This is a genomic window from Plebeiibacterium marinum (genome assembly GCF_026013615.1).
Classification (GTDB): domain Bacteria; phylum Bacteroidota; class Bacteroidia; order Bacteroidales; family Marinilabiliaceae; genus Saccharicrinis; species Saccharicrinis marinus_A.
The window spans coordinates 1-3,343 of the sequence record NZ_JAPDPI010000095.1 but is presented as its reverse complement, the minus strand read 5'-3'; the positions used below and the strand labels follow the sequence as shown (position 1 = coordinate 3,343).

The following is a 3,343-nucleotide window of genomic DNA, read 5'->3' as shown; positions in this document are numbered from 1 at the left end:
TTTGACTTATTTAGAATTTTATATCTAGAAAAATACTATTCTCTGAAAACAATTAATTCTCAAAGAATAGTACTTTTTCAGGTCTGACTATTTATGAGAAACTTAAGTATGAAGAGAAATTAATTACCACAACTGTTCTGAAAAATGGTTATTTAGGAAATGTGGCAGAACGAAAGAGTTTAAAGTATTTAATTGATTACCACAAAAAAACACAATCTAATATTTTAAGCAACGGAACGTTGGCACATTATAAAACAACTGAAAAATATTTAATGGATTTTTTATCATCTGTTAAAAAAGCTGATGATGTTTATATTGAGGAAATAGATTATCAGTTTATTACAGAATTTGAGCATTATTTGAGATCCTTTGAACCTAAAGACCACCAAAGGCCTATGTCACATAATGTTGTAATGAAGCATATGACAAGGCTTAGAAAGATGCTTAATATGGCTACAAAGTTAGAATGGATACCTGGTAATGCCTTTAATAGATATGCAATAAGTTATACTAAAGTAGATAGGGGGCACTTGACGGAGCTTGAATTGCAAACTATTATATCAAAGAAATAGAGATTAAACGTCTTGGTTATGTAAGAGATTTGTTCATATTTTCATGTTATACAGGTCTGGCTTATATAGATGTTTGTCAATTGACACCTGAAAATGTAATATTAAATATTGATGGGGAGTTTTGGATTCATACCAAAAGACAAAAAACAGGTGTTACAGTTCAGGTTCCCTTATTGCCAGTTGCACAAAGCATTGTTTATAAATATAAAGATGATCCTAAATGTTTAAATAAGAATAGATTGTTTCCAGTCATATCAAACCAGAAATTAAACAGTTACCTAAAGGAAATTGCAGATATCTGCGGAATAAATAAAAATCTGACATTCCACTTGGCAAGGCATACTTTTGCCACAACGGTTACTTTGGCTAACGGCGTGCCAATTGAAACAGTTAGTAAATTGCTTGGACATACTAAATTGTCAACAACCCAAATATATGCCAAGGTTCTACAGAATAAAATAAGTAAGGACATGATGGAGTTAAGGATTAAATTAGACCTTTCGGTCGGTTTAGGTAAAAAAGCTAAATAGGGTATTGCATAAATTTTGGTATATAAAGGTTAGAATTACTTGTGCATGTAAATAATTTACATTTAATTTATGATTAATTAACTATATTTTAACTTAGTACAAGAATTACAAATCTTTAAAATGTCTTACCTCCTTGAAGAATTTGAGAGGGTTGTTTTTAATATAAACAACCCTGCGGACTGCAAATACGTTGAAGCTTTTAAAAACAATTCAGAAACAAAACCAGACCCAATATTCAAATCGAACCATCGATTGATTTTGGATATGTTAAATTTGGGAATATCAAATATTCCCCCAGAAACGATAAAACATCAGATTGGCTTATATCAACAAAGCGCCATACGTATTTTAGATAAAATAGACTACTCAAACTGCCATTGTCCTTATGATAATCTATGTTTCTCGAAGATCAAAAAGCCTTCGGTCGATTGCCTTGTCGAATTCCTTAAGTTCCTGGAATCTCAATTCCCGGATTGTTTCAATTCCAGATCAAAGATACCTAAACAGATCTTCAATAAATACAAGCAGTATCATTGTGAAATAGTCAATCGAATCAGCAACATGCTGAATGATGAGGAAATCGACTGCCTACATTTACCTTCAACAGAGCTGGTTATATATAAGAAAGACAATTGTACGTTTAAAGAGATTAGGTATTTCAATACGTTAATAACGGAAACATCGATACGCTTAAAGAAAACCCAAAAATCAGATGAGGTTCATCTTAAACTTATAGAGTTGTATATTGAATATAACTTTAATGCCAAATCAATATATGATTATATTATAAACCTAATCATAAATAAAATCAAGCCATTAACGAATTCGTCCTGCCAGATTAGTAAACTCAAATATTATAGAAAGTCAATATCGCAGATTGTCCCAGCCCCCGAATATTTTTACATCGAGAAAAAGGCGAGTTTAAAAGATTCGTTGATAACCTGGATTAACAAAGAAATTGCACAATTTAACTATGGTTACTTCATAAAAGAAAATAATGGATCATTTCAAAATGAATTTTTTAAGGAAAACCATTTGTCGATAATCAAATGTAATTTATCTGTCAAACAAATTGCGTGCATGCTCAGGATATTGATTGAGCATGATGTTTTCCCTTGTTATGGAGATAAGAAAATCAAGAATAATATTATCCGGCAGTTTTCAGAAATACTTGCTTCAAAATATACCGATTCTATTTCCTACAATAGTTTATATAACAGTTATCATGAACTTGAAGATTCATCATTAAATGCTGTTAAACAATTGTTTCTTGAACTGTATAAGTCGATAAAGGTATAAGTAAATTCAAGTGCGTTAAATTAGGATATTTTAAATACTGAAACACTGCTTAAAATATTTTTTAGTGTCTTAATGTGTTGATAATCTATGGGGTTGTAAGGGGTTGTGCAACCCCTTACAACTGTTTTTGTATTGTTTTTCTACTTTCCTTTGTGCCATATCAATATCAATCAAAAATTATGGCAACAGAAATTATCACACAAGACGATTTAAGAGAATTCAAAATTGAATTATTAGCAGATATTAAAAAGCTGCTAAAACAGAATTTAGGAACTAATCAAAAGAAATGGTTGAAATCTTATGAAGTCCGAGAGCTTTTGAATATTTCACCTGGAACACTCCAGCATTTGCGCGTAAGTGGAACCTTGCCTTTTACTAAAGTAGGGGGTACGATCTATTATGATTTCAATGACATTCATAACATGATTTCGGAGAATAAGATGCAATGATGACTGTATAAAAAGATATGAATTACATCAAGCATCAACAGCATGTTTTTGCAATGATGGATGATAATGAAAAAATTAAACCGAATCATATCAGTTTATACATCTCGTTGTTCCGAATATGGAATTACAACAGGTTTAAAAATCCAATTACAGTATTCAGAGCTGAAGTTATGAAAATGTCTAAGATTAATTCCCATACTACCTATTCTAAAGTTCTTAAGGAATTGGAATTATATGGATTTATTAGATATCATCCATCATATGATCCGAACTTGGGTAGTAAGATCTACCTATCCATTTTTTGGACAGGTACCCGTCCACGACCCGTCCAAAATTTGGTACCTATATATAAACATATAAACAATATATATAATAATAGTAAGAGTAATGATTTAAGCCAAAATGAATTAAAAGAAGATAATATGAAGGAAAAACAGAAAAAAGCGTTTCAAGTGCCACCAATCGAGCACATTCAAATCTATTTTGAACAAAA

Annotated in this window: 5 protein-coding genes; all 5 read left to right on the top strand. The window is 30.8% G+C overall.

The window, feature by feature from the left end; genetic code table 11:
- The first annotated feature begins 161 nt into the window (after positions 1 to 161).
- Positions 162 to 572 (top strand): phage integrase SAM-like domain-containing protein, encoded by a 411-nt coding sequence (locus OM074_RS20910; protein WP_301202651.1) that lies wholly within the window; start codon positions 162 to 164, stop codon positions 570 to 572.
- A gap of 29 nt (positions 573 to 601) precedes the next feature.
- A complete protein-coding gene (locus OM074_RS20905; protein WP_301202650.1) occupies positions 602 to 1,102 on the top strand; it encodes a site-specific integrase in 501 nt (166 codons plus the stop codon).
- 120 nt (positions 1,103 to 1,222) lie between these two features.
- Complete coding sequence (locus OM074_RS20900; RefSeq protein ID WP_301202649.1) at positions 1,223 to 2,401, top strand: hypothetical protein; 1,179 nt, start codon at positions 1,223 to 1,225, stop codon at positions 2,399 to 2,401.
- A 179-nt stretch (positions 2,402 to 2,580) separates the two neighbouring features.
- On the top strand, positions 2,581 to 2,850 hold the full coding sequence (locus tag OM074_RS20895) for a helix-turn-helix domain-containing protein (protein ID WP_301202647.1): 270 nt from the start codon (positions 2,581 to 2,583) through the stop codon (positions 2,848 to 2,850).
- Between the two features lie 17 nt (positions 2,851 to 2,867).
- A partial coding sequence (locus tag OM074_RS20890) for a hypothetical protein (protein ID WP_301202646.1) occupies positions 2,868 to 3,343 on the top strand: 476 nt, incomplete at its 3' end.